The organism is Paenibacillus sp. P4_A7, from assembly GCF_056402455.1.
In genome coordinates this window covers 1-2,866 of record NZ_JBFUHJ010000598.1, presented here as the reverse complement: position 1 = coordinate 2,866, position 2,866 = coordinate 1, and the positions used below count along the sequence as shown (strand labels likewise).

General features: G+C 48.1%; 2 protein-coding genes. Both read left to right on the top strand.

Annotation, left to right across the window (positions count from 1 at the left end; translation table 11 throughout):
* A partial coding sequence (locus tag AC1DWN_RS31610) for a hypothetical protein (protein ID WP_477562815.1) occupies positions 1-230 on the top strand: 230 nt, incomplete at its 5' end.
* A gap of 241 nt (positions 231-471) precedes the next feature.
* Positions 472-2,866, top strand: a 2,395-nt coding sequence (locus tag AC1DWN_RS31605; RefSeq protein ID WP_477562814.1) for a lamin tail domain-containing protein, incomplete at its 3' end; no start/stop codon positions are given.

Sequence of the window (2,866 nt, the reverse complement as noted above, 5' to 3'; positions counted from 1 at the left end):
GCAAAGTGAGGAACCTGCTGAAGGGGATCGTCGCCTTGAACGGCATCTCGTTAGAAAATCAACATGATGTTATTCAATGGCTTGAAGCGGATGCATGTGTGCAGAACGGGTCAAAAGTGAAAGGGGAAGAAAACGCCCTTGGAATAAATCATCTCTATAAGAGATCCTCGTCGAAAGATGGAGGTCTTTTTTATGTTTTACTTTCACCATCAGGTGATGTGTTCTTATAAGTTTTTGTAACAATGACTTGATAAAAAAGGAATTTAAATAAAAAGAGCGAAAGAATTAAATTAATACATCAAATGGATTAATAAATAAAAAGGCGATATGGCATTTTTCTCTTTCTTTCCTATTGGCCGGACTTCTGAAAGGTGGTGATGAACAGGCAAATTTAACTTATCGAGTTTTGGTATTAACGCAATTGCATCCAGAATCGAGGCGAAATGAATAGAAGAGGAGATGAAGGGATTAATGGCAGCAAAAAGATGGAAGTATCGTTTGTCTTTTTTGTTAACGGCAGTCATGCTTGGGGTTTCTTTACTTCCAATAGGTTATGCTGCAGCTGATACGTCTGGGGTACAGAGCTCTGATACATCTCCAACATTGCTCATAACAGAACTTGTTCCTGATTCCATGAATGTTGGCAATGAGGACGCCTACGAATATGTAGAGGTGTACAACAATACCGATCAGCCGATCAACTTTGGAGATTATATGATTGTTTACCGGTACCCGGGAGTCCCAGACGATGATCTGCACTGGAGGCCTTACGCATCAGTTATTATACCTCCGCAGCAAACATTAGTGCTTTGGGGGATGACAACAGCAGATACGCCAAACCGGACAGTCGCTGAATTCAATGCGAACTACGGTACAGATCTTATCGAGAATGTAAACATTATCCGGATCCCCAGCGGGATGAATGACTTGCGTGAGCGCACGATTGTGATAGCGACCAGTACGGGGCAGGATATTGTGACAGCCAGCTACAACAAAGGTGTCGTGGATACGAAGCAGGATATGGGCATTATCTATACTATTCCAGATACTGGGAGTCTCGAGATGAAACTGCTGAGTTCTAAGGTAGTGCGGGGAACACCGGGCAGTCTCGAGCCTGGACAAGCACCGGCACAGCCTGTTTCGATTCAAACGGACTTCGTTGCACCGACCGTCCGGAATATGACGAGCACAGCCGCTCCCGACTTAAACCATCCGATCGAATTCGTTGTGGAAGCAAATGATGACCGATTGCTTACATCGGTAGTGCTTCATTATAAAAAGTCCCGGGATCAGGTCTATAAGTCTTCCCATATTGCCAGGGGCAAGGACGGTTTGTACCGGCATTCTCTGGACTTTACGGAATGGTACGGTAGCTCGAAGATAGACTATTTCTTCAGGGTATCTGACGGTACGAATGTGACGGAGACAAGCTATGCGCAGCTATCACTTCTAGGAGAGCAAAACGTACCGGCGTTGAATCTAAAAGACGGAGACGTCATATCCGGAGAGAAGGTTGTCGTTGCTTCGGGCAACGGCATTTCGCCGAATGACCTGACGTTATCCATCGAAGGCGAAGGAACGAAAATGGGCTTAGCCGGCATAGCTTATTTTACGTTTGAAGCCAGTGGTATTAACGACGGGCAAAATGCGATTACGGTCGAGGGGGATATTGTGCAAATCATCCCGCACAACACGACCGGCTATGTAACGGTTCAAATACCGGTCAGTCCGGATCTATTTAAGTATGGGCAAGTGAACACCATAACCGTTCAGGCTGGCTCGACTAGACGGCCTTATTACGAGGAAGCTCCAGAGACGCTGGATCTGGATGACTATAATATCCGCAACGTACGGCTTATTTTAGCTGACGGTACAGTGCTGCGGGACCCGCAATACGCGCCTGCGACTAATTTTGATATGGGGGATGACGGCAGGTTCCTGCCAATCGTCAATTTCAACTACGACATTCCAGAGAGCGGGTGGGTGGAGACGTCAGGTATCGAGAAGGCGATGGACAAGCCTTCGTACTTCGTCTTTGAAGCTAATGGAATTGATAGCGGGAGGAATTATGTGACAGTTGGCCGTGAAGAGTTAAGCATGATTCCGCTTGGCACGACGAACTACACAACGATTGCTGTTCCCGTCAGTCCGGAGCTGTTCCGTTCGACATCGCCGAATCGCATCGCCATCCGGGCGGGATCGGTGAACAGAGCCTACTACGAGCATGCGCCGGAGGGCGGCCTGGATGACTTCGATATCCGCAACGTCCGACTTGTGCTTGCTGACGGCACAGAGCTGAGGGACCCTAAGTATGCGAGTCCAACGCTTAATTTTGATATGGGGGATAACGGGCGCTTCCTGCCGATTGTTTATTTCGAGTTTGCTATACCGGAAGATAAGTGGAATGCGGTCTCCTATCGTTGGGATACGACAGAAGCTGCGGATGGACCGAGGCAAATGACGCTGGCGTCAGCGGATGGCCAGAGTGCTGTCGCTAATGTACTTGTAGACAATGAAGGTCCGGTCATTACGAGCAATATGACAGAGGGCCAGTCATACAAGGGCAGTTTCATGATAACTGCAGAGGCGAATGATACTGTATCGGCCATCTCCTCGTTCGTGGTGACTTTGGATGGGGCTGCTATTCAAATACCCTATTCAGCATCTTCAGCTGTACTGGATGCAGGGGAGCATGTGCTGTATATGAAAGCGACAGATGCAGCGGGACAGACTATGGAGAATACAGTCCATTTCGTTACGTCAGAGGAGCATCCGCATAAACCGGTACCGCAAGCACCTGCAAATGGAACGACAGATGTAGATACGGATGCCGTGCTGCAAGCGAAGGTCCAGGACCCTGCAGGTG